Annotated in this window: 24 protein-coding genes; 7 read left to right on the top strand and 17 right to left on the bottom strand. The window is 48.7% G+C overall.

Annotation, left to right across the window (positions count from 1 at the left end; translation table 11 throughout):
* Window positions 1-79: 79 nt before the first annotated feature.
* The 4 genes from A3GA_RS0108050 to gpmA are packed head-to-tail and all read right to left on the bottom strand — an operon-like array spanning window position 80 to window position 4,838.
* Window positions 80-835, bottom strand: coding sequence for a HesA/MoeB/ThiF family protein (locus tag A3GA_RS0108050; protein WP_026156888.1), 756 nt, complete (start codon window positions 833-835; stop codon window positions 80-82).
* The gene (locus tag A3GA_RS0108055) at window positions 828-2,351 is read right to left on the bottom strand and encodes a S41 family peptidase (protein ID WP_018026887.1); all 1,524 of its coding nucleotides are present in this window, start codon (window positions 2,349-2,351) and stop codon (window positions 828-830) included. Before A3GA_RS0108055 ends, A3GA_RS0108050 begins: the two co-directional genes overlap by 8 nt.
* A 22-nt stretch (window positions 2,352-2,373) precedes the next feature.
* Window positions 2,374-4,050 carry a murein hydrolase activator EnvC family protein gene (locus tag A3GA_RS0108060; protein ID WP_018026888.1) on the bottom strand — a complete coding sequence of 559 codons (1,677 nt, stop codon included), beginning with the start codon at window positions 4,048-4,050 and terminating at the stop codon, window positions 2,374-2,376.
* Between the two features lie 41 nt (window positions 4,051-4,091).
* Window positions 4,092-4,838, bottom strand: a complete 747-nt coding sequence (gene gpmA, locus A3GA_RS0108065) for a 2,3-diphosphoglycerate-dependent phosphoglycerate mutase (RefSeq protein WP_018026889.1) — start codon at window positions 4,836-4,838, stop codon at window positions 4,092-4,094.
* 151 nt (window positions 4,839-4,989) lie between these two features.
* Here gpmA and A3GA_RS0108075 point away from each other — a divergent pair, with 151 nt between their 5' ends.
* From A3GA_RS0108075 to A3GA_RS0108090, 4 genes are read left to right on the top strand one after another with little or no spacing between them, the layout of a single operon-like run.
* Window positions 4,990-5,409, top strand: coding sequence for a rhodanese-like domain-containing protein (locus tag A3GA_RS0108075; protein ID WP_018026891.1), 420 nt, complete (start codon window positions 4,990-4,992; stop codon window positions 5,407-5,409).
* 52 nt (window positions 5,410-5,461) lie between these two features.
* Window positions 5,462-5,719: a glutaredoxin 3 gene (gene grxC / locus A3GA_RS0108080; protein WP_018026892.1), complete on the top strand. Its 258-nt coding sequence runs from the start codon at window positions 5,462-5,464 to the stop codon at window positions 5,717-5,719.
* A 47-nt stretch (window positions 5,720-5,766) separates the two neighbouring features.
* A complete protein-coding gene (gene secB, locus A3GA_RS0108085) occupies window positions 5,767-6,288 on the top strand; it encodes a protein-export chaperone SecB (protein WP_018026893.1) in 522 nt (173 codons plus the stop codon).
* A 21-nt stretch (window positions 6,289-6,309) separates the two neighbouring features.
* A complete protein-coding gene (locus A3GA_RS0108090; RefSeq protein WP_018026894.1) occupies window positions 6,310-7,395 on the top strand; it encodes an NAD(P)H-dependent glycerol-3-phosphate dehydrogenase in 1,086 nt (361 codons plus the stop codon).
* Window positions 7,396-7,430: 35 nt separating this feature from the next.
* On the opposite strand, the gene A3GA_RS0108095 is transcribed toward A3GA_RS0108090, so the two are convergent.
* Window positions 7,431-8,384, bottom strand: coding sequence for a methyltransferase domain-containing protein (locus A3GA_RS0108095; RefSeq protein WP_018026895.1), 954 nt, complete (start codon window positions 8,382-8,384; stop codon window positions 7,431-7,433).
* Between the two features lie 92 nt (window positions 8,385-8,476).
* Here A3GA_RS0108095 and A3GA_RS0108100 point away from each other — a divergent pair, with 92 nt between their 5' ends.
* Window positions 8,477-9,262, top strand: coding sequence for a ComF family protein (locus tag A3GA_RS0108100; RefSeq protein WP_244264055.1), 786 nt, complete (start codon window positions 8,477-8,479; stop codon window positions 9,260-9,262).
* A gap of 20 nt (window positions 9,263-9,282) precedes the next feature.
* Window positions 9,283-9,753: a tRNA (cytidine(34)-2'-O)-methyltransferase gene (locus tag A3GA_RS0108105; RefSeq protein ID WP_018026897.1), complete on the top strand. Its 471-nt coding sequence runs from the start codon at window positions 9,283-9,285 to the stop codon at window positions 9,751-9,753.
* A gap of 49 nt (window positions 9,754-9,802) precedes the next feature.
* Here A3GA_RS0108105 and A3GA_RS0108110 read toward each other — a convergent pair whose 3' ends face one another.
* From A3GA_RS0108110 to rsmB, 6 genes are all read right to left on the bottom strand, one after another.
* Window positions 9,803-11,272, bottom strand: a complete 1,470-nt coding sequence (locus A3GA_RS0108110; protein WP_018026898.1) for a TrkH family potassium uptake protein — start codon at window positions 11,270-11,272, stop codon at window positions 9,803-9,805.
* Between the two features lie 51 nt (window positions 11,273-11,323).
* Window positions 11,324-12,700, bottom strand: coding sequence for a Trk system potassium transporter TrkA (gene trkA, locus A3GA_RS0108115; protein WP_018026899.1), 1,377 nt, complete (start codon window positions 12,698-12,700; stop codon window positions 11,324-11,326).
* A 70-nt stretch (window positions 12,701-12,770) separates the two neighbouring features.
* Complete coding sequence (locus tag A3GA_RS0108120; protein WP_018026900.1) at window positions 12,771-13,484, bottom strand: response regulator; 714 nt, start codon at window positions 13,482-13,484, stop codon at window positions 12,771-12,773.
* 115 nt (window positions 13,485-13,599) lie between these two features.
* Window positions 13,600-15,906 (bottom strand): sensor histidine kinase, encoded by a 2,307-nt coding sequence (locus A3GA_RS0108125; RefSeq protein WP_162138012.1) that lies wholly within the window; start codon window positions 15,904-15,906, stop codon window positions 13,600-13,602.
* Window positions 15,907-15,920: 14 nt separating this feature from the next.
* A complete protein-coding gene (locus A3GA_RS0108130; RefSeq protein ID WP_018026902.1) occupies window positions 15,921-16,556 on the bottom strand; it encodes a DUF4390 domain-containing protein in 636 nt (211 codons plus the stop codon).
* A gap of 27 nt (window positions 16,557-16,583) precedes the next feature.
* Entirely contained in the window at window positions 16,584-18,005 is a 1,422-nt protein-coding gene (gene rsmB / locus A3GA_RS0108135) for a 16S rRNA (cytosine(967)-C(5))-methyltransferase RsmB (RefSeq protein WP_018026903.1), read from the bottom strand.
* Window positions 18,006-18,041: 36 nt separating this feature from the next.
* On the opposite strand from rsmB, the gene rimO reads away from it, so the two are divergent.
* Complete coding sequence (gene rimO / locus A3GA_RS0108140) at window positions 18,042-19,370, top strand: 30S ribosomal protein S12 methylthiotransferase RimO (RefSeq protein WP_018026904.1); 1,329 nt, start codon at window positions 18,042-18,044, stop codon at window positions 19,368-19,370.
* An 85-nt stretch (window positions 19,371-19,455) separates the two neighbouring features.
* Here rimO and fmt read toward each other — a convergent pair whose 3' ends face one another.
* The 6 genes from fmt to A3GA_RS12275 form a co-directional block, all read right to left on the bottom strand.
* Window positions 19,456-20,400 (bottom strand): methionyl-tRNA formyltransferase, encoded by a 945-nt coding sequence (fmt, locus tag A3GA_RS0108145; protein ID WP_018026905.1) that lies wholly within the window; start codon window positions 20,398-20,400, stop codon window positions 19,456-19,458.
* 9 nt (window positions 20,401-20,409) lie between these two features.
* Window positions 20,410-21,084 carry a DUF484 family protein gene (locus A3GA_RS0108150; protein WP_225792238.1) on the bottom strand — a complete coding sequence of 225 codons (675 nt, stop codon included), beginning with the start codon at window positions 21,082-21,084 and terminating at the stop codon, window positions 20,410-20,412.
* 223 nt (window positions 21,085-21,307) lie between these two features.
* Window positions 21,308-22,366: a metal ABC transporter solute-binding protein, Zn/Mn family gene (locus tag A3GA_RS0108155; RefSeq protein WP_018026907.1), complete on the bottom strand. Its 1,059-nt coding sequence runs from the start codon at window positions 22,364-22,366 to the stop codon at window positions 21,308-21,310.
* A 39-nt stretch (window positions 22,367-22,405) separates the two neighbouring features.
* Window positions 22,406-23,254 carry a metal ABC transporter permease gene (locus A3GA_RS0108160; protein WP_018026908.1) on the bottom strand — a complete coding sequence of 283 codons (849 nt, stop codon included), beginning with the start codon at window positions 23,252-23,254 and terminating at the stop codon, window positions 22,406-22,408.
* A 9-nt stretch (window positions 23,255-23,263) separates the two neighbouring features.
* A complete protein-coding gene (locus A3GA_RS0108165; protein WP_018026909.1) occupies window positions 23,264-23,977 on the bottom strand; it encodes a metal ABC transporter ATP-binding protein in 714 nt (237 codons plus the stop codon).
* 74 nt (window positions 23,978-24,051) lie between these two features.
* The gene (locus A3GA_RS12275; protein WP_018026910.1) at window positions 24,052-24,228 is read right to left on the bottom strand and encodes a hypothetical protein; all 177 of its coding nucleotides are present in this window, start codon (window positions 24,226-24,228) and stop codon (window positions 24,052-24,054) included.
* Window positions 24,229-24,246 lie beyond the last annotated feature (18 nt).

The following is a 24,246-nucleotide window of genomic DNA, read 5'->3' on the forward strand; positions in this document are numbered from 1 at the left end:
CCTAAGCTAAATTTATAAGCAGCAAGGGCTTTTCTTTCATCGGCGCACAAGCCGTGATAGAGAAGCCCTAAACTAGACTTTATCGCGATGTGTTGGCACAAACACGACACTGTGGGTTTTTACTGAGTTTAAACTCATGCCAACGGGTATTGCGCCCATCAAACATCAATAAACGCCCCTGCAGGGACTGACCTATTCCCAACAAAAGCTTTAGCGCCTCATGTGCCTGCATCATACCGATACTCCCCACCACCGTGGATAGCACACCTAAAGTAGCGCAGTTATCGGGTTGTAAATTCTCACTGGGATCATATTGACAGGCGTAGCATGGGCTTTTTTCATCCCTAAAATCAAACACCGTCACCTGTCCATCAAAGCGAATTGCTGCCGCTGATACCATGGGTACACGATGCTTGAAACACATGCGATTTAGTTGCTGGCGCGTAGCAAAGTTATCGGTGCATTCAAGCACCAAATCGACTTGTTGCATTAGCGCATCGAGCTGCTCATCATTGAGACGCCCATGATGGGGGATAAGCTCCACCTCGGGATTTAGCGCTTGCGCCATCAATTTAGCCGACGCCACTTTAGGCATAGCGATCCGCTCATTGGTGTGCACAATTTGGCGCTGCAGATTGCTTAATTCAACCGTATCATCGTCCACCAAATGAATGGTGCCCACACCGGCGGCTACTAAATACATGAGCGCCGGTGCGCCCAGGCCACCCGCTCCCACCATCAGGATACGGCTATTGATTAAACGCTCTTGGCCCTCAAAACCAAAGCCGTCCAGCATAATATGACGGGCATAGCGTAACAACTGCTCATCATTCAGCTGACTCAAGATACTCTCCAATCAAGTAATTCACTGCTTGCTGCAGCTGATAGTCCTCAGCCGAACCAAAAGTATACATCTCAAGCTCTGAAGCATCGTCTGCCGTCTCAGACTCAATCGCATCAACCTCTTCAACGGTAGTTGTCGCCTCATCTGCAGAGGTACTAGCAGCGGCGGACTCGGCACTCGCCTCAGCGGCTGGCTGCGAACTCACAACTTCCTCATCGCCGACTAAATGGTCTTTTAAGTCTGACTCGCGCGGTACACTGAAAAAATTACCCTTTTCAGTGTCAGTCACCACAATATCCGGCTCAATCCCAGTGGCCTGAATAGAACGGTCCTTAGGGGTGTAATAACGTGCAATGGTCAATTTAACGCCAGTGTCATCACCTAATGCCATCACCACCTGCACAGAGCCTTTACCGAAACTGCGATTACCCATAATCGTGGCGCGTTCATAATCCTGCAAGGCACCCGCTACAATCTCTGAGGCCGAGGCAGAACCAACGTTAATTAGTAGCACCATTGGGATCTTGCGACTCCACGTCGGTAAGTTCTTGAGCGGATCACGATGATTTAAACTATAGTCGCTAGGTACCACACGATAACGTAAGTTCACCTCACCACGGCTTTTGGTATAAACAACCAACTTTTCAGGTTCAATAAAGGCGCCAGCCACACCTACCGCAGCATTTAATAAGCCACCGGGATCATTACGCAAATCAAGCACCAATGCTTTAGGCTCTACTTTAAAATCATTGAGATGCTTCACCAAATCCTCAACCGTGCGCTCTTGAAACTGAGAAATTCGGAGATAAGCAATATCACGCTCAAGCATTTTGCTACGAACACTTTGCACCTTAATTAAATCTCTAACGATCTCAAAATCCAGTATTTCCTCGCCACGACGCACCGTCAACACAATACTTGAACCCGGCTCCCCACGTAGTTTTTTAACCACCTCAGCTAAAGGCATCTCGGTGACAGCCATGCCATCGACTTTAACAATCACATCACCGGGTCGAATACCAGCTTTGGCAGCAGGACTATCCTCAATCGGGGAGATAATTTCAATTTCCTTATTAGCCCTGTCCTCAATCTCGATACCCAAACCACCAAAAGCACCCTCGGTTGCCTCTTGTAAACTAGTAAAGGCCTCTTCGTTAAGATAACTGGAGTGTGGATCTAAACTATCCATCATGCCGTTAATGGCCGCCTCGACCAATTTAGAATTTTCCACGGGCTCAACATAACGATTTTTAATAGCGGCAAAGACCGAGGCAAAGCGACGCAACTCCTCATAGGGCAAACGATCGTCTAACTCGGGAATCGCTTCAATCACAGGGACCTGCTCGATCACTTCAAGACTAAGTTGATCCTGCTTTTGCGCCTGCAAGGAATCCGCTCTAGCCACCGAGGTGTAAGCCAGCAAAACCAATAGACACAGCGCCGAGCCTAATGCCGTAAACTGCTTGGAAAGCGATTGCTTAGAGATAAGATTAGAAATAGAAAGCATGATGCACCTTTGCTTTTAAAAGCTATTTTGCCAGCATCCGCAGGGGATCAATGGGCTGCGTACCGCGACGAATTTCAAAATATAAAGCCGGCTCCACTTGACCACCGGTTGAACCTGCACGAGCGATGGTTTGACCAGAGCGCACTGTCTGACCAACCTTTAGCGATAAGCTCTGATTGTAGCCATAGACACTCATATAGTCATTACCATGATCGACGATGATTAAATTACCAAAACCGCGCATCCAGTCCGCAAATACCACCGTACCACCCGCAACGGCTTTTACCGGGGCCCCTGCCTTGGCCTGAATCAAAATACCGCGCCAAACCCCACCCGTATCAGGACGGGTACGACCAAATTTACCCTGTATCGTGCCGCGTAAGGGCCAAGGCGCACCTTGGGGAATACCGGCAGTGGTTGAGGCAGCCAGGGCTTTGGCCTTACGTTCATCCTCACGTGCTTGAGCTTCCAAGCGTTGTGCTTCTAAGGCTCGCTCTCTTGCTAGCCGCGCCTTGGCCGCTTCAATTTCGGCATTTTCCTGCTGCTGACGGGCTGCGGCTAATTGCTGCTGACTTTGCGCTCGCTGATTCAACATCGCCGTCATCCGACGCTTGGCTTGATCTAAGGCCTCAGGACCTATGGCACGGGCAATATCATTTTCAACGGCGCGAATCTGAATTTCAGTTAAACGCTGCTGTGATAGGGCCTCTTGCTGCTTTTGTTGAGCTTGGGCACGCAAGGCTGCTGCACGTTCAGCCTGCTGTTGTGCGAGCGCAGCCTGCTCTGCTGCACGCTTGGCTTGTGCCTCACGTTCTTGCGCCAACTGCTGCTGATGCGCTAAGGCGCGACGTTGACGCTCTATGGCCGCTTGTTGTGCTAGCTCCCTTTGTTGAGTAATGGTACGACCAAGCTCACCAATAAGACTATCCAAGCGCTGCTGATCGCCTTTAAGACGCCCCTGTTCGGCACGACGACGCTTCAGATCGCTTTCAATCTTAGCCAACTCACCCTGATACTTTTGCTGCTCTTTTTCTAATTCATTTTTACTCGCTAGGCTTTGCTGTGCTAGGCGTTCAATCTTTTGCTGCCGTCCCTTAATCTCGGATTCGGTTTTTTGCAGGCTTAATAACGCCCGGTTTAACTCTTCGACGGCACGCGCCCGAGCTCTAGCCACATAACTTAAATAACCCATATCACGACCGATTTTCTGAGCATCGCCACCGGATAATAGCGCCGACCACGGTGATAAACCAGAAGTGTATTGGGTATAAATCTGCTGCCCTAGATCCTCCTGCCGCTCCGCTAGCAGTATGCGCTGACCATCCGCTTGTCGGCGCAACAAGACGATCTCATGCTCTGTTTCATCCTGCTGCTCTTGTAAGCGATCGAGCTCAGCATTAATGCGCGAGATATTGCGCTCGGATTGACCAAGCCTATCCACCACATCCTTTTTCTCAGTTTCCTGAGACTGAATGGCTTTTTTGATGGAGTCGATCCTTTTCTCCAGCTCGGCACGCTGCCTTTCAGCCGATTTTTGCTGTTGACTTAAATCGCTAAGTGATTGCGATTGTGCTATTGCCACCTTGGCCAAGGCAGAACAGACCAAAAAAAGAGCGGCACAGGCAGCTACTGCTGCTCTGCTCGCTCTTTTTATCTGCTTAGCTCGAATTGAATTACGTGTTATCGGTACCACAGCCATTCATTTAAATATAAACTAAAAATCACTCGGCCTTGTGGTAACTACTTCGCCTTACCCTGAGCGGCCACCTCAGCCATCGCCTTAGCAATTTCCTCTGGATCGCCTAGGTAGTAGTGACGAATTGCCTTAAGATTTTCATCTAACTCATACACTAGCGGCTGACCGGTCGGGATATTTAAATGCACAATATCCTCTTCGGAAATTTCGTCAAATAAGTTAATTAGGGCACGAATGCTATTCCCATGCGCTGTCACCAAAATACGCTTACCGCTCTTAATGGCAGGGGCAATTTCCTCATCCCACAGTGGCTTAACACGCACAATCGTATCTTTGAGACACTCAGCTGCCGGCAACTCCTCCGCTGGGATCTGCGCATAGCGACTATCAAAACGTGGGTGACGCTCATCATCCAAAGACAAAGGCTCAGGACCAATCGCAAAAGCACGACGCCAGATGAGCACTTGCTCATCACCGTATTTAGCCGCTGTTTCAGCCTTATTCAGGCCAGTCAGCGCCCCATAATGACGCTCGTTTAAACGCCAACTCGGCGTATAGGGTACATACATCGTCTCCATGCTATCTAAGGCAATCCATAGGGTGCGAATGGCACGCTTTAAATACGAGGTATAGGCCTGATCAAAGACATAACCCTCCCGCTTTAAAAGCTCACCAGCCTGCTTTGCTTGAGCTCGACCCTCCTCCGTCAAATCCACATCCGCCCAACCAGTAAAACGGTTTTCTAGGTTCCACTGACTTTGACCATGACGCATTAAAACGATTTTATACATAATAATTGCTATCCTTAGATTGATAAATAAAGCGTTTCTATGATTAATTTCATCTATTTTAGCCAACTTAGCTTATTGTGGCTAAGGCTATTTTATAATCGACAAATTAATCTTATTAATATCGCCATTTTGGCAGAGTCAGGTAGCAAACGTGGAATTTATTACTTTTAACAACACTTATTTATTTATTATTGCTGCGCTTTTGTCTGGCGCTGTACTGGCTGTTCAATATAGCCGTGCCGGCAAGGGTCTTTCACCGGCTCAAACCGTCTCCATGACCAATAGCAAAGCGCTGATTATTGATATACGAGACAGCGAGCAGTATCAAGCAGGCACCATCGCTAACGCCATCCATATCCCCATGGATCAACTAAAAGCGCGAGCTGCGACCCTCGCTAAAGACAAAGCTGTGGTCGTGATTGATCAGGATGGACGCCGTGCGCCTGCTGCTGCCAATCTATTAAAAAAAGAGGGTATTGAGGATGTACACTACCTCAGTGGTGGTTTGGTCTCTTGGCTCAAAGAGAATTTACCCTTAAAAAAACCCACTGGCGCTAAAAAGCTCAAATAGTGCTCTCTGAACACTATAATACGCATACACTTTCAACTTATAAGAGGAAACAATGGCTCAAGTTACGATGTACTATAAGGTCACTTGTCCTTACTGCACTCGCGCAGAAAAAATTCTTAAAGAACATCAGGTCACCGATTTAGAAAAGATCAGCATCGACACCAACCGCGAAGCGCGGGCTGAGATGATCGAGCGATCCAACGGTCGCACGACCGTGCCACAAATCTTTATTAACGGCCAGCATATTGGCGGTTGTGATGATTTACAAGCCTTAGAGCGTGAGGGTAAACTAGCCGACTTATTGGCTTAATTTATTCGCTTTTTTAAACCTTTTTATCTTATTGGGATTTATTTATTATGGCCGAAGAGCAAAACACACAAAATCAGGACGCTGCAGCTCAGCAATCGCAACAACCGAGTTTCGGTATGCAAAGATGCTATCTCAAGGATCTATCCCTCGAGATGCCTAATGCGCCACACATTTTCTTAGAGCAAGAGCAACCCGCCGTTGATATCAGCTTAAACATTGGTGCTGAGCGCTTGGCCGAGACGATTTTTGAAGCCACTGTACGTGCTACCATCACCACTAAAATCAATGACAAAGTCTTGTATTTAGTTGAAGGCACCCAAGCCGGCATTTTTGAGATCGCCAATATCCCTGAGGATCAGGTTGACCCGCTACTTGGCATTGTTTGCCCATCCATGATTTTCCCGTACTTACGTGCCAACTTAGCGGATGCCATTAATCGCACAGGCTTACCGTCTATTCATATGGCCGAGGTTAACTTCCAAGCTTTATATGAGCAACGCCTCCAAGAGGCAGCACAGTCTGCAGCCAACGGTGACACGGCGACGGACGACAATCCGACCATTAACTAGGCCCTTACCTCTTAAGCACGCATGCAATTATCTAGTAGCACCCCAAGCAACACGCCTGTCCACACCTTAGTCATCGGTGCAGGTAGCTGGGGCACCGCACTAGCCATTGCCGCCGCACAGACGGGACCGGTACTGCTCTGGTCTCGTCATGCGGAGCAAGCTGAACACATCAATCAGCAAGCTTATAACCCCTCCTATCTACAAGACATCCGGTTACCGGCGTCGCTCCAAGCCACTGCCGATAAAAATACGGCCATTGCTTTTTTACAGCAGGGAATCGGGGCTAATGCCTCAGGTTCCGCCTTAATTATTTTTGCTTTGCCCGTCAAGGCAATGCGCCAAGGTATTCAAAGCTGGCTGCCTTTATTCAAAGAGGCTGGCCTTGAGCATGCACCTTATGTTTGGACCTGCAAGGGCTTTGAGGAAGACTCTGCCTTGCTGCCGCACGAAGTGATTGCCGCTGTCGCACCCGACTCTACGCAGCCTAACGGCGTTTTATCAGGTCCCACCTTTGCTAAGGAAGTAGCCCAAGGCCTACCCGTTGCGATGACGGTTGCCAGTCAAGACCGAATCGTGGGTGAGCGGGTGATACAGGCTCTCCACCATAAGCAAACGCGTGTGTATTACAGTAACGATATTATCGGCGTTGAGGTTGGTGGTGCTATGAAAAATGTCATAGCCCTCGCCTGTGGTATCAGCGACGGCTTAGCCCTAGGCAATAATGCACGCGCTGCACTGATCACCCGCGGTCTCTATGAAATTCGACGTCTTGGTTTAGCCATGGGCGGTCAAGCGGAGACCTTTGCTGGCTTAACCGGATTAGGTGATCTCGTACTCACGGCGACAGGTGATTTATCACGTAATCGCCAAGTAGGTCTAGCCCTGGCAAAGGGACAACGTTTGGATGAGATTCTCGCCACTGGTTTAACTGCTGAAGGCGTACGTTGTGCGCGTGCTGCGCTCGCTCGCGCCAACAGTCTCGGCATCGAAATGCCGATCACTGAGGTAGTCTGCGATATTCTCTTTGATGATCTAAACTCACTAGAAAGCGTAGCTAAGCTACTCGCCCGTGAGGTTAAGGCAGAAGAGATTTCAACACTGCCCTAGCATGGGCGCCAACTGCCAGCATACATAGACAAACGCTACTTTCTCCCAATCGAGCTGATAGCAATATGCGCCACACCGTCACTGTGCAAGCTAGCGCCACGCCAGGCATGACCATTAATCAGCTCAAAGCTCAGATGAATTAAACCATCGTCCTTGCGTTGTTGCTCTAAGGCCTGATGCAAACGAGCTAAGGCCGCACGGCTAAGCAATCCGGGCTGTCTACCAATACTAGGATTACCACCCAAAGCACGCACATCGGCTAACAGCTTTTGAGTCGTTTTATAGGTCAGTGTAATCATTTGCTGATCCATGACCGGATCGATAAAGCCACTTTCCATCAGCATATCACCAAAATCATGCATATCCACAAAGGCCATGGTACGCGTCTGCCAGCCCGCCACCTCCAGCGCTTGGCGCAGCTCCAGCAATGTCGCTGGACCGAAACAAGAAAACATTAATAAACCATTCACCTCTAATAGTCGGTACCACTCCTTAAATACCGCCGGTGGATTGGCATGCCAATGAAGTGCCAAATTAGACCAGATAAAATCAAAGCGATTTGGCTCTAAACCACTGGCTGCCAAATCTGCCTCAACAAAGTCCACTAAGCCTGAGGGCACAAACGATTCAGCTGCATTAGCACCTAAAGCAGCCACCCTAGCCAACAACTTTTTAAAGCCTCTAACGCTCTGTTGCTTAGGCATAAAGCGCGCTTTGGCAGCTTCCAAAAATAGGGCTTGATTATCTAAACCGGTGAATTTCGCCTCGGGATAGCGCTTTTGTAAAGCCTCTATCCCATGCCCTAGGCCACAACCCGCATCTAATACTGCCGTAGGCTGCTGCTTAATATACTGCAAACGATCCAGCATCCTCGCTGCCACCTCATCAAGTAAAAAACGCGCCGGTTCAAGCAACTGGCGACGCGCAAATTGCTGTTGTACATGCTGATGATTAATCGCTAAAACGGCTGGGGACTGAGTAGAAGACATAACAAAACTATCTGTAGCGGACAAATTAATCCTATCATACTCTAGCCACCGCAGATGATGTTAAAACGACAAGAAGCCATCGGCTTTTGGCGATGTTTACCCATCTCATGGAGGAGGATGCTATGCGACATCTGAGTGATATTATGACAGCTCAGCTACGGCGACCCAGCGCAGTGTTTAAAAATATTATTCCTTATATTGGTGGGCGTTGCCCTCTGTGTCAGGAGCTCTGCCTTGCTGGCAGCTTTTGTGCCGCATGTAGTGAGGATATTTTGACCGCCAGTGACAGCCATCAGCATCGTTGTCCACGCTGTCATCTTGCGCTTAGGGGCTTAGACTATTGTGAGGCTTGCTATTTATTGAAACCGCGCTATGACAAACTGAGCATTGCCTTTGACTATGTGCAACCCATGAAATCCTTAGTTTTACGCTATAAAAACTCTGGTCAATTGGCTTTGGCTAAGCCATTTGCCAAGCTTTTACAAGCACGCTTACAGCGGCAAGGCATTACTATCCCACCGGCAACTTTATGTATCCCCCTTCCCGCCAGTAATCAATCCCTTAAAAAAAGGGGTTATAATCCTGCATCAGAAATTGCCAAGGAACTTGCTAGGCTAAATGCATGGCGCATTGACCACCACAGCCTACATCGAGCGCAAGGGCATCACTCTATTGAGCAAAAAGCCTTAGACAGTGTGGGACGACGGCTCAATGTACGTGATCTGTATTATTGTTCAGCACGCCTTGAGGTGCCCTTGGTGATTTTAGTGGACGACATCATGACCAGTGGCGCCACCCTGGATAGTGCGAGCCAAGCTTTAAAAGCCGCCGGCGTTAAGCGGGTGCATGCGATAGTCTTGGCACGTGCTAGTTATTAGTATTTTAAATTCAAATTATTGTGTTTCATATTATCCTTGTTTGCCCCGAAATCCCCGCTAACACCGGCAATATTATCCGGCTAACAGCAAATACCGGCTGCACCTTACACCTCGTCAAGCCCTTTAGTTTTGAGCTCGACGACAAGCGCCTAAAGCGTGCGGGTTTAGATTATCACGAGTGGGCGGAGTTAAAGACACACGATAGTTTAGCGGAAGCCATTGGCACCACCGGCGCTGCCAAGGATCGCTGTTTTGCCCTGTCGAGTAAGGGGCAGCGCAACTTGGGGCAAATCAGCTTTCAAGATGGTGATTGCTTTATTTTCGGTCGTGAAACCGCTGGTTTAAAGACCGCTGAGTGGGACCTTATCGGCAGAGAGCAATCCATCCGCTTACCCATGGTGAACACCAGTCGCAGCCTTAACTTGGCCAATAGTGTGGCCATTACCGTGTATGAGGCTTGGCGCCAGATAGGCTTCGTGGGCGGTATTTAACAGCAACAGCGCAAGCTTCAAGCGACACTTAGCCCGCCCCTAAGAGCCGTTAGCGCCGCCAGAAATGTGGCGTAAAAATCACAAAAGCGGTTAATAATTCCAAACGGCCCACCAGCATCGCCGCACTACTCACCCACAGCTGAAAATCATTAAAGTGGGCATAGTTACTCATTGGTCCAACCGAACCGATAGCCGGACCAATATTGGCTACCAAGGCCACAGCAGCACTGGAAGCCGAAATAGGGTCGGCGCCACCTAAGGCCAAAAGCGCAAAGACCACCATCAAGGTCATCATATAGAGCGCAAGAAATGTCATCACTGATAACAGCACCGAATCGGACACGACGGTTGTTTTAAAACGCACCGGAAACAGCCCGTGCGGATGCAGGAGCTTTAACATTTCCACCCGAATCCGTCGAAAAACTAATAAGATGCGAATTAACTTGATGCCCCCACCCGTCGAGCCGCCGGACGAAGCAAACGAACCCAGCGCTAACATATACACCGGTATCACAAAGGGCCAAGTCAGATAGTCAACATTCGCAAAACCGGTGGTGGTGGCAACAGACACTGTATTAAAAATACCGTAACGTAGCGCTTCAAACCAGGTAGCATAGTTACCATTAAAATAAAGTATGGCACTGATAATCAAGCCACTACCCAATACCAGCTTGAGAAATGGTAGGGCCTCAGGACAATAAGCATACAAGCGTAGGCTGCGGTTGCGTAAGACCTTAAAGTGGGTGGCAAAGTTAATCCCAGCAAACAGCATAAAGACCACGGCCACCGCATCCACAGCGACATTATCAATGCTTTGAAAGCTAGCATTAAAGCTAGAAAAACCGCCCAAGGCCATGGTCGAAGCCGCATGACACCAGGCGTCAAACCAGTTTAAGCCGGCAACTCGATAGGCAATCAGGCAAAGCACCGAAGCCACAAAATAGATACCATATAGCGTTTTAGCCGTGCTCGCAATCCGTGGCGTCAAACGCTCATCCTTAAGCGGCCCGGGCATTTCACTCATCATCACCTCACGTCCACCGACATTAAAGAGCGGCAAGATCGCAACGGCTAATAATAAAATCCCCATGCCACCAAACCATAACAGGGAGTGACGCCAGATATTAACCGAGATAGGCAGTCGCTCAACCTCATTAATCACCGAGGCACCGGTAGTGGTTAGACCAGACACCCCTTCAAAAACCGCCTTGGCAATACCAAAATCCTCTTGCAAGAGCTGTTCAGCAAAATAAATCGGCAATGAACCGATAAAGGCCAAGCAGATCCAAGATAAAAAGACCACCAAAATCCCTTCACGCCGGCGTAAGGCACCACGAAAGGGAAAGCACAGTACGGTCAACAACAAACCAAACACAAAAGCACCCACTGCTGGCATCACAAAATAGCGGGCGGCTCCGTCATCAATCAGAATCGACAACACAAATGGGAAAACTAAGGTCAGTGAAAAAGCCATCACGACCATGCCTAATTTATGTAGAGAATTTAGGGTGTGATACATAAAAATTCGCCTACGTCTTCCTATTCCTTTGCAACTGCATCATGCGTGTGCTTACAGCACTAGCGCCGAGACTTGGAAGAGCTTATTGACTTGTTCCATGGTGCGCGGATCGCTTGCATACATAATCACATGATCCTCGTGATTGATGGTTGTGGTAGGCACTGGGATAATCACTCGACCCTCTCGCACAATAGCCGCTACGACAGCGTTTTTAGGCCAACGAATTTCGCCCACGGTGCGGCCCACCAGTTTAGAATTCGACGAGTCGCCCAAGACCTTAAACTCCACCGCCTCAGAGCGCCCTTGGCGTAAGCGGTGTCCGCGCTCAACCGACCCCTGCTTTAAATCACGCATTAAGGCACTAATCGTGGTCCAAATGGGTGATACGGCAATATCAATCGCACTACCGCGAATCAATTCACCGTACGATTGACGGGAAATTAAGGTGAGCACCTTTTCAGCACCGAGACGCTTGGCTAATAAGGAGGCCATGATATTATCCTCATCGGCATTAGTCACTGCCAAAAAAGCATCCATATCCATCACATGCTCATCTAATAACAAGGTCTCATCGGTGCTGTTGCCATGCAGCACGATCACATTTTCTGGCAAGCTACGCGCTAGCTCATGACAACGCTCTTCATTCATCTCAATGATGCGCACATTATAATCGTCATTAGCCAAGAGGCGGGCCAAGCGCTCGCCAATATTACCACCACCGGCAATCATAATATTTCGGACCCGATGCATCCGCTTATGTAATTGCTTAATGGCTTTACGCGCCTCCGCCGTATCCACCGCTAAGACCACCTCATCATCACGCTCCAAACTGAAGGTACGCTCCAATGGCAATGTCTTTTCCTGCCGGATAACCTCGAGAATACGACCATTGGAGTCCGGCAAATTTAAGTGGTTTTCATTAACCTGCAACTTAAGAAACTGGCTTTTACCACCAACCTTTAAGGTTAATAGTGACACTAAGCCATGCGCAAAGTCGACAATTTCCAAGACCTCGGGAAACTCGACTAAGTGAAAGAGATAGTCGGTGATACTTCGTTCGGGGTTAATGATGTGATCCACACCGAACTTTTCTTTGGCAAATTCAAGATGCGTATGATAGTAATGAGTGCGGATGCGGGCAATTCGGCGCGGGATATTAAACACCTCACGTCCTAAATAACACGCCATCAAGTTAACCGCATCAGAAGCTGAGCAGGCTACCAGTAGGTCAGCATCATGTGCGCCAGCCTCCTCTAGCACTTGCGGTGAACTGGCATCACCGTACACCGTGCGTAAATCAAAGTGCTCCTGCAGCTCGCTCAGGCGCTCACGGTTAATATCCACCACGGTAACGTCATCTTTGCCGCTGACCAAATTTTGCGCTAAGCTGCAACCGACACGGCCCACACCCACAATAAGAATTTTCATAATTAAGCCTAATCAGCTCGTCATGCGAGGACAGAGCGATGACAGAACCGTCATCGCAAGATAGACATAACTAGTTACCGCTATTGCGCTTACGTGATGTATCGATCCCTAACTGGCGCAATTTACGATACAAATGCGTACGCTCTAGACCCGTACGTTCAGAAATGCGGGTCATACTGCCATTTTCCTGTACCAAATGATACTCAAAATAAGCACGCTCAAACTCATCCCGTGCTTCGCGCAATGGCAAATCTAAGGAAATGCGTCCCAACATGCCTGAGCTAATATGATCGTCGGGCGCTGTAACTGCTGCCACCGCCGGCGCTGTTGCAGTCGGTGCTGTAGCCGGGCTACCACTATCGGCCTTTGAAGCCTCAGTCGCCGTGGTCGCCGGCGCTGCTGCCGCTTCCTTACGAATCACCGGGCGCGACAAGCAGGACTGCACCGTCTTCAGCAGCTTTTGCATGGTGATCGGCTTTTCTAAAAAGTCCACCGCACCAATACGCGTGGCTTCTACCGCCGTATCAATCGTGGCATGACCACTCATCATCACCACCGGCATATCGAGTAAGCCCTGAGCCCCCCACTCCTTGAGTAAGCTCACCCCATCCGTATCCGGCATCCAGATATCTAATAACACCAAATCTGGGCGATAACGCAAACGCGCAGCGCGAGCTTCGGATGCATTTTCCGCTAGCTCTACCGTGTGACCCTCATCATACAGGATCTCAGACAGTAGCTCGCGAATACCAATTTCATCGTCGACCACCAGAATTTTGGCCATATAAAAATACCTCAACTTTTTTCTGAACCAATCAAGTGCACAAGCATGTGACGACTTATCGATAGGCCCTAGATTGTTGTAAAAATGTGATTAATCTAATTATAACAACGCTTTGTTACTTTTTTCCTAGCGGAGCGAGTCGAGTCAACAAAATTGATATACGAGCGCCACCACTTTTAGCATTCGCTATCTCAATCTTGCCATGATGCTCCTCAATGATTTTACGCACAATCGCCAAACCCAGACCGCTACCAGTTTTTTTCGTGGTGACATAGGGCTCAAAGACATTTTGTAACACATGCTCAGGAAAGCCTGTACCCCTATCTTCAATTATAATACGCACCATATCTTGCTTTTGCTTACTCAGCTGCTCCGACGCCAAGTACTTCGTGCTGATTTTAATACCGGGCTCATCCCCTACTAGCTCCAAGCCTTCCATCGCATCACGGGCATTGGCGAGTAAATTATTCAGAACTTGTCGTAATTGGCTTTGATCGGCCTCAACCAAGGGCAGCTGATCATCCAGACACAGCGCGAGTTGGCGCGACAAAGGCTCTTCCTTGTGCTTTTGCTCCGGATCCCACCCATAGAGTACGGCCACATCTAAAATCAGCGCATTAATATCGACCGCAGTAAACACGGCTGGTGGCGTCCGCGCATAATCACGGAAGTCATTGACCATGTTTTTCAATGAGGTGACTTGATTGATAATGGTATTGGTTGAGCGCAGCAACATGGCCGCATCTTTTTCATCCAGCTTGTCCTCTAACTTCATCGCTAAGCGTTCAGCTGAGAGCTGAATCGGTGTGAGCGGATTCTTGATCTCATGCGCCAAACGCCGTGCCACTTCGCCCCAAGCCACGGTACGACTAGCCGACATCACTTCAGAAATATCATCAAACACCACCAAATAACCCGTGAAATGATTATCTACCATCAAACGTGTACCACGCATTAATAAGGTGGTGATGCGATGCTGATCCAAACTCTCAGTGGAGGTATTGGCCTCATCAAAGTTTAATTCAATCTGCTCTTGCCAATAGTCACGCTCCGACTCGACCGCTGCGTGCTTAGCAAAGGCGTTGCGAATGGCTTTGGTAAATTCATTTAAGCCCTTAATAAACTCCAAAGGGCGCCCCTGCGCAGCGCGTAGCTCCGTACGTAAAATATCACCAGCGCCTCGGTTAACCGTGCTCACATTAAAACGTGTATCAAAAACAATCACGCCAGTGCTGAGACTGGCCATCACATTTTCTAAATACACATTGGACTTTTCCAATTGCTGACGATTCGACTCCACCTGACGACGCGCCTCATCCAGTTGATAGGTCATCACATTAAAGGAGCGGGTTAACTGGGAAATCTCATCACGCAATTTAGGCTCGGGCAAGGGTCTATAGTCACCCGCCGCCACGGCTTGCGTCCCCTCTGCTAGTGTTAATAAAGGTCGCACCACACGTCTAGCCAAGCTTAATGCGACCGCTAACGATGCTAATACCGTCATCACCAAGGCTAAGGTTAAGGTAATGGTAAATAAGCGCCGTAAACTGCTGCGCGATAAAGACAACTCCTCGTAATCGCGTATCCCCTGCTGCACCTCATTCATATTAAAGGTGACATTATCCGGAATGGCGCGGGTGATTTGTAGCCAATACCCCTCTGCAGGCGTGGCACTAAAGTTTAAACTGTCATAACGCAATTGCTTGGCAACGACTGGCACAATGACCCGAATACGATACAGCGGCTGTTCTGGATCGGAATTCGGCATCAGCTCCGCTTGGGCATAGCTATTTGACAGACGCAGCTGATTCATCAAGGCAGCCGAAGGTAGCTCTGGCAATAAACTACCAAATCCGGAACCAGCAAAAGCAATCACACGATTACCCGATGCGCCAGAAAACACGAGGGCATCAGTGATCACTGGATTGGCCTCACGCTGACGAGCGAGGCTCAACGCCATGTCCGAGTCATTTAAACCACTTAGTTCCAAAGACATTAGTCGAGCACGGGTCGCTAAATCCTGCACATAGCCATTCATCGTGGCGCGACCCAAGGATAATCCGGAGTCTAAGGCACTATCCACTTTTACGTTAAACCATGACTCCACTGACTTTGCCATAAATTGCACGGAAATAATATAAATCAGCACCCCCGGAACTACTGCCATTAAGGCAAAAACAAAGGCAAAACGACTGGTTAAACGGGCACCAAACTGCTTTCTACGAATTTGTCGAATCAAACGTACCATTAAGATGCTGACCCACAACACCATAATCAGTGTCAACACACCGTTTAACATCAACAATAAATCGAATTGCCGCGTCAATCCCGACACATTATCCGTCGCTCGAAATAACATAAACAACAAGGTAATCAGGCTTAACACGCCCAACACCAAGCCTAGTTTCAAAAGCCAACTGATGAGTCGCTGGATTTTTAGATGGATGGTTGAAATAGTAAGCTTTGCCATTCTGATGAAAGTGACCAAACACTGCGGAAATTAAATAAATTAAACTGAAAAGCACCAGGTAATTGGGTCGTATCTAGGTGCAGTCGCAACCTGGCCGTATAAACCTTATCCCGTGCTAAAGGGGCATCCAAGCTCAGGGTCCAGGTCTTGGTGCTACTAATATGCTCTAGCGAATCTTCGAGTGAGATTTCCTGATAGGTACGCTGATTGTCTTTAACACTCCACTGCCTTAGCAATGGTTGATAGTTAATTAACCACGCTTGCGATTGATAAGCGACTTTTTTCTTAAAAAAATACCAATAAGGCTCGCTAATCTCAATCTCATAGACAAAGTTTAGCGGCACACCACGTAAGGCAGCATTCACTAACTCAGGGTCTGGCTGTAGCGCCAAATCAGCTTTTAACTGCAGCTGGGGGCCATTTTGTCCTACCTCATAAGCCAGTACCTCAATCGCTTCAACCGTTGCGCCTGAGCTACTCGCCCCGGCTTCATCCTCCTCAGTGGGCTGCGTCGTTTGCGAGCAAGCCGCCACCGCAATACATATTAGCAGTAGCAACCGCCACCTCAGCTTAAAGAATAATTGCTTAGCTTGCTTCATCATCCGGAAAATCACTGCTTGTGGCAGTCTTTAGTCAGACTTCCTAAAAAGCGCATAAAAGAAACCGTCATGCTTTACTATGCCATGTTCATCCGGCAATGCCAATAGCTGCCCCAAGGCTGGCAATCGCTGCGCCCCCGGCAAATGCTTGGCTAAATAAGTAGCTTGCAACTCACCCTCTTCAGGAAAAATGGAGCAGGTAATATACAGTAAATGTCCGCCCGCTTTAAGCGTACTCCAGAGGGCCGACACAATACCTCGCTGCAATGCGGCGGTTTGGTGAACATCCTCAGGACGACGTAGCCACTTGATATCCGGATGACGTCGCACAATGCCAGCCGCCGTGCAAGGCACATCCGCCATAATCACATCAAAGGGCTTGCCGTCATACCAACGATCGAGAGCCGCCGCATCAGCTGCTACGGTACGAATTTGATAGTGCGGATTATCCGCATGATCGGCTTTAAGCAATTTTAAGCGCGCCAAATTCTCATGCACTTGTGCCAAACGTCGCGCATCCACATCCAAGATACTCATATCCAGATCATAATACTCAAGCATATGTGCGGTTTTACCACCAGGCGCTGCACAGGCATCTAGCACCCGCATCCCATCTTTTAATGGCAACATTTTAATGGCCTGCTGGGCCGCCAAGTCCTGTACTGAAAAATGACCTTCGGCATAGCCGGGTATTTGCGGCACAGGGATTGCTTGCTCCAGCATCAGCGCATCCTCATCTAGCTGCTTAGTGCGTATACCTGCCGCTGCCAACTTCGCTTGAAATTGCGCTAAGCTCACTTGACGCCGATTAACCCTGATGCATAAAGCAGCTGGCTGATTGGCTGCCTGTAAAAGCGCCGCATAGTCCTGAGGATAGGCTTTAGCTAGGGCATCAATCCACCAAGCAGGAAAGTTATAACGCACCTCCACCTGTTGCATCACCTGCGCTACTAAACTCGCCGATTCGCGTTGATAACGTCTTAGGCAGGCATTTAGCAGACCCTTAAAAGGGGCGGTTTTACGATGCAGCGTAACGGCTTTGACCGCCTGATTCACCAAGGTAAAGGCCTCATATACCGGATAGTCGCTCGCCTGGGGCTCATCCTGCGCCAACTCAGCAAAATCCTCAGCACTTAAGAGTGTCAGTGAAAGCGCTAACAAGGATTTAAACAAGGGGTTCGGCGCTTTTTTACTTAGCAACTGCTCACTTAGGGCTAGGCCACGATGCCAGTGCCTTAACGCAAAAAAACTAAGTGCCTGCACACCGGCTCGATGACGCTCATCCATCGCAGGTAATAAACGGGACAGGGACTGACCTTGCATCACCTGATGGATGATTGTGGTAGTTTCAGCAAGCAGCTCGGATAAAGGGATTTGTGACATAGTTAAGGGTGTGAGAAATTCAGCCTCTAGTTTACTCTGTAAAATGCTAAAATCAGCTTCATCAGTCAAAAATTCAATTCTTTATTCAATAAATTAGCATTAATTATGAACTCTCCAAAAGTCGGCTTTGTCAGCTTAGGCTGTCCTAAAGCCTTGGTAGATTCTGAGCGTATTCTGACGCAATTACGCTTAGAGGGTTATGAAATCTCGCCCACCTATGAGGGCGCTGATGTGGTCGTGGTCAATACTTGCGGCTTTATCGACAGTGCCAAAGCAGAGTCCTTGGACGCGATTGGTGAGGCCTTGGCAGAAAATGGCCGAGTGATTGTAACCGGTTGCATGGGGGTGGAGGAAGATACGATTCGCCAAGTCCATCCGAGCGTCCTATCGGTTACCGGCCCTCAACAATATGAAGAAGTGGTGCGCGCGGTACATGAAGCAGCGCCACCGATGATTGAGCATGACCCCTTTGTGGATTTAGTGCCACCTCAAGGCATTCGTCTAACACCGCGTCACTATGCCTATCTCAAAATCTCCGAGGGCTGTAATCACTCCTGTGCCTTCTGTATTATCCCCTCCATGCGTGGCCGCTTGGTCAGCCGCCCCATCGGCGATGTGATGGATGAGGCCCAACGCTTGGCTAATGCTGGTGTCAAAGAGATTTTAGTGATTTCTCAGGACACCAGTGCCTATGGTGTGGATGTCAAGTATCGCACCGATTTCTGGCAGGGGCGACCCATCAAAACTCAAATGACAGCGCTGTGCGAGGCCTTAAGTGAGTTAGGCCTGTGGGTGCGCTTACACTATGTTTACCCCTACCCTAATGTGGATGATGTGATTCCATTGATGGCTGAGGGCAAGATCCTGCCCTACTTAGATATTCCGTTTCAGCATGCCAGCCCCAAAATCCTCCGTGCCATGAAACGACCGGCCTTTGAGGATCGCACCCTCGCCCGTATTCATCAGTGGCGTGAGCAATGCTCGGATATCACCATTCGCTCCACCTTTATTGTGGGCTTCCCTGGTGAGACCGAGGAGGACTTCCAGTATTTACTCGACTGGCTAACTGAAGCCCAACTCGATCGTGTGGGCTGCTTTAAGTATTCAGCGGTTGAGGGTGCACCAGCAAATGAACTCGCCGATCCGGTACCCGAGGAGGTGAAGCAAGAGCGCTGGGAGCGCTTTATGGCCCATCAACAAGCCATTTCTGCCGCCAAATTACAAAAGAAAATCGGTACCACCATCGAGGTGCTCATTGATGAATTAAATGAGCAGGGTATTGCCATCGGTCGTTCCGCAGCAGATGCGCCGGAAATTGACGGCGTGGTGTATGTGGATAGTCCCTATGAGCTGGCACCCGGCGATATCGTCAAGTGCGTCGTGACCGATGCCGATGCCTATGATTTATTTGCTGATACCGTTGAGGAAGCCTAAACAAACCACGCCTTGAGTAGCAGTTTTGGCAGGTGAAGCAAAGGGGCGGACGCTTAAACCGCCCGCTCGACCCTGCCATAACCTATTAATTGCGCCAGCCCTGAATAAATTGCTCAGCCGTCTGGCGTCGACCGCCTGCTCGTTGCAGCTCAGTTAAGCGGAGCGCACCTTGACCACACGCCACATCCACCCCCTCTGCTGAGCGCGCCAAAATCGTACCCGGCGCAAGCTCATGTGCTGTCTCAAGCAGCTCAGCCGACCATACCTTCACCGGCTCATCAAAACCCGCTAAATTAACACGCGCACCCGGCACTGGTGTAAAGGCACGAATCCGGCGCTCCAACACCATCGCCGACTCAGCCCAGTCTAATAAGGCATCTTCCTTTGTCAGCTTAGCAGCATAGGTCACGCCCTCCTTCGCCTGCACGCTAGGCTCAAAGGCCGCATCGCCCTCGGCAGCTAATTTAGTTAACACCTCCACGATGGCCTCAGCACCTAGGCTTGCTAAGGCATCATGCAATTGAGCCGCATTCATACGCCCAATCTTAAGCTGCTTTTCTAATAGCACGGGCCCCGTATCCAAACCAGCTTCCATCTGCATAATACCGATGCCACTATACTCATCACCCGCTTCGATAGCGCGCTGAATCGGTGCGGCACCACGCCAACGCGGCAATAAACTAGCATGAATATTTAAGCAACCATAAGGTGCTAAATCCAAGGTCCACTGTGGCAGAATCAAGCCATAAGCAGCCACCACGATCACATCTGGTTGCACCGCTTTCAATGCCTCCCTGGCTGCTATCGCCTCTTCAGGGTGCTTACCATCTAAACGCAGGCTCAGCGGCTGTATCAGCTCTGCGCCACGCGCTAAGGCCTCCTGCTTCACCGCACTGGGACTTAACTTCATCCCTCGCCCCGCACGCCGATCCGGCTGCGTCATCACGAGAGGAACATCAAAACCTGCATCAGCTATTGCCGCATAAGCTAAGCGTGCAAACTCCGGGGTACCGGCAAATACTACTTTCATCGACTCTTCCTAGCGCATTGTGCGACTTAAGGCTGATCCGGCCAAGGCTGAAATAATTAATAAAAAGCTAATGCCCATACCCTCTTGAAAATGCTCTGGATCATCTGAGGCAAACACCAGCACACCGATATCAGAACGTTCGTCATCTAAAGGCAAAATCGCCACAGAGGCTGGCGTACGCTCAAACCAAGCATTCATCTCCTCAGGATAACTACGACCACAATAGGGCTGCTCCATTTGCTGCACATAGGCTATCAACTCCTGTGATGCGCCATCAAATTGTGACTGAATCTGCTCCGGGCAAGGCCATAGCTTAATGGCTACCTTTAAACCGGGGAAGCAATGCTCTAAACTATCAATACAGAGTTGAGGTAAATAGGCGGCATCATTTTCAGCCAACATATACACACACCATTGCAACAGCGACTGGCTAATGTCCTGATTTTCCATGGCGTATAACGACAATTCTTTTAAATGAAAATCCTGCTTTTTTAATTTACTGCGCAAATCCGCAAGCTGGCGTTGCGCCAATGACAAGGTGCCGCCACCCGTCTCATCCTCGATCGTCATTGACAAAAAAACATCCGCATGATCTTTAAAAAAACTAGGATTTTGTTGTAAAAAATCAGCCACTTCTTGTGCTGTAAATGCGGTCTTGTCCGTCATCTCTAAACCTCTAAACATTGAAATTCACTATGCGCTAACAATTCGTGAAACTAAATTAGCCTCAAGCATCATACTACCAAGACAAAAGGAATACTTAAAGTCAGCGCTCTAAATTTAAACTAAGAAATTAGAAAATGCGGTTGTGTCACCCGTCCAAAGTTGAGCCTAGTAATGGAATCAAAAAAAACCGACGGCCCCTCAACAGAAGAACCGCCGGATCAACGACATCAGTCTTTAAAAACTACTTTAAGGCGTCTAATAAGGTATCGGCATTTTTCTTAATCATGCCAAGATAGCTAGCACCCTCACCCTCTTTTTCTAAGGCATCGGCCACCAAGGTGCCACCGACCTTCACGCCCGCATCATGTGCCACTTGCTCGATTAAGCGATTATTGGTGGTGTTTTCAAAAAACACAGCCCTAACCCCTTCCTGCTTAAGGCGTTTAGAAACGGCTGCCACTTGTGCCGCAGATGGCTCGCCCCCACTAACACCGGTAACAGGGATTTGCGTCAAGTCATAAGCTTCAGCAAAATAAGCAAAGGCCTCATGATTCGTACCAAAGCGACGTTGTTCCTTAGTTAAGGCAGCAAAGGCTTTTTTAATCTCGGCATCAAGCTGCTTGATTTGAGCCAGGTATTGCTCAGCATTGGCCTCGTAGCTAGTGGCATTCGCTGGATCAGCTTTTTTCAATGCGTTCAGAATATTATCTACGTAAATCACGGCATTTTGAGGATTTTGCCATGCGTGCGGATCCCATTCGCCATGGTTATGCCCATCATGCTCGTGATGATCGTGCTCGTGCTCATGATGATGGTCGTCTTCATGCGCATGATCGTGATCGTGTTCATGATCGTGCTTATGATCATGTTCGTGTTCGTGATCGTGCTTATGATCATGTTCGTGTTCGTGATCGTGGTCATGATCGTGATGAATATCATCGAACTTAAGTGGCTTAATCCCCTCACTCACCACCACAGTCTCACCCTTAAAGCCTGACGATTGCTTTAAGCGCTCAGCCCAAGGCTCCAGCTCAAGACCATTAATAAATAGCAATTTTGCGCCCTCTGCAGGAGTTAATTTTTTGACATCACTTGGCTTAGGCTCAAAATGATGCAAATCAACATCATGACCAGCTAAATTGCTAACCACAACGTGTTCACCACCCACATTTTTTACTAAATCACCAATAATACTAAAACTACTGACTACCTTGAGCTGCTCAGCCTGAGCCACAGACCAGTGACCAAAGCTAGCAACGGAGGCGGCCGCTAGCACTGTTAAAATACGCGATAACTTCATATCATCTCCATGTGTTTATAATGGCTGTTTTGAAAAAACTTAGGCTTGATAACGCTTGCGCACACTACCATAAGGACCAAATAGCATGGCCAATACCGTCACAATGCCATTAATTAAAATGATGATGGCTGATGTTGGCAAATCATAAGCATAGGAAATCACTAAACCGACATACTGACAAAACACCCCAACAAGCGGCGCTATAATCAGCTGGAAGCCGAGCGTTCGACCCAAAAAGCGGGCTGTGATAGCAGGTAAAATCACGACGCCCACCACCATCAAAGTACCCAAAATCTGAAATCCTGCAACCAGATTCACTACCAGCAGCACAATAAAAACACTAAACACCCACGAGCGTCTACCCAACTCCACCCTTAAAAACACGGGATCAAAACAATCCAACACTAAGGGTCTATAGATCAAGGCCAAAATCAAAATCGAGACGCTACTGACGCACATCGTGGTGAATAAAGACTCATCACTGATGGACAAAATCGAACCAAAAAGCACATGCATCAGATCCACATTCGTGCCGCGCACGGAAATCAGAAAAACGCCAAGCCCCAAGGAAATTAAATAAAAGGCAGCAAAACTGGCATCCTCTTTTAGACTGGTATGACGGGAAATAAAACCCGCCATTAAGGCCACCACAAATCCAGTGATCAAGCCCCCCAGCAACATCGCTAGCATCGAATTACCGGCCCAGAAAAAGCCCAAAGCAACGCCCGGCAAAATAGCATGCGTCATTGCATCACTAACCAGACTTAAGCGTCTCAAAATCAGAAAAATTCCTAGTGGTGCGGCAATCATGGATAAAAAGATGGCCCCAAACAAGGCGCGCCGCATAAAGGCAAATTCAACAAAGGGCTGTACTAATAACTCATACATCGTCGCCCCCTATCCTATCGCACGACATCGACGTTGTGCGGTACGCATATTAGCCGTGGTAAAGGTCTCTGCGGTCGGCCCCCAAGCCACAACACCACGCCCGATCACTAAGGTTTCCGGGACAATGCGCTGCACCAATTCCTCATCGTGCAAAACAATCAATAAGGTGCGACCATCACGATGCCATTGCTGCAAAATAGGAATGAGCCCCTCTTGCGTTTCTTCATCAACCGCAGCAAAGGGCTCATCTAAAATAATCAATTGCGCATCACGCACTAATAATCGGGCAAACAAGGCCCGTTGCAACTGCCCACCGGATAAACTACCAATCAAATCCTGCGCCTGCTCTACCAAGCCGACTTGTACTAAAGCCTGCATAATCTGCTGACGTTGCGCCGAAGATAAGGATCGAAAGGGGCCTAAATGACGCCATACGCCCATGCTGACTAAGTCAAAGGTGGTCATGGGAAAATCGCGATCCAACTCGCTTTGTTGCGGCAACAGTGCGATATTACGTTTGAATTCTGGTGCCAACAGAATCTCCCCCGACTTAGGTGCTAACTGACCAGCCAGGGCCTTAATTAAGGTGGATTTGCCTGCACCATTAGGTCCTACAATAGCAGTAAACGAGCCTTTTCTAAAGCCGCCACTAATCTCCTTTAGAATGGTCTGGTTACCCCATGCTAAAGTGACATTATTCAGGCGCAAGACATCACTGCTCATAAAACCCTATAAGCTTAAAACAATAACTCAGAATCACAAGAAATGCATGCCGCAAGATCTCGGCGGCATAAAGACTAAAACAGACGGGTCAAATCCCAACCCATCGCTACAAATACCACGGTCCAAAGCAAAAGCAACACCAAAAACACAGCTGAGGTCCGCTTTAATGCTGACATGGTCAAGCATGAGCGGCAACGACAACCGATGTCATGGACTTGCTGGCTGGTAAAAACGCTGTCAGAACTGTTCATATCAACATCTAAGGAGTT

Origin of the sequence: Oligella urethralis DSM 7531 (assembly GCF_000372065.1) — a bacterium.
Taxonomy (GTDB): domain Bacteria; phylum Pseudomonadota; class Gammaproteobacteria; order Burkholderiales; family Burkholderiaceae_B; genus Oligella; species Oligella urethralis.